The 235-nt window shown below is 56.6% G+C and carries 1 pseudogene; it reads right to left on the bottom strand.

Features of this window, described 5'->3' with window-relative positions:
* A pseudogene (locus EOB49_RS38550) lies at positions 1-124 on the bottom strand (formate dehydrogenase subunit gamma); the annotation flags it as partial.
* Positions 125-235 lie beyond the last annotated feature (111 nt).

Below are 235 nucleotides of genomic sequence, written 5' to 3'. Positions count from 1 at the left end.
CATGGCCGAACTCTTCCTGGATGCCGTGGAGGATCGGCAGCAATGGGCCTTCGAGGCCCTTCATCTCCTGGATGATCGCGGCCGTGCGCGACGTGATCTCGGTACTTGCAGGCTGCATTGTCATGCAGCGCCCTCCCTATCGTAGCGACCCATACATATCGGCCAGAAGCATCAAGCTGTTTTGGAACAACGACATGCGCGTGCCGCTTTATCGCTAAGTGCTTAAGAAACCAGA

It is taken from the genome of Mesorhizobium sp. M7A.F.Ca.MR.148.00.0.0, assembly GCF_003997735.1.
In the GTDB taxonomy this organism is placed as follows: domain Bacteria; phylum Pseudomonadota; class Alphaproteobacteria; order Rhizobiales; family Rhizobiaceae; genus Mesorhizobium.
Note: the sequence above shows the minus strand (reverse complement) of the source record. Positions and strands in the feature narration are given on the sequence as shown.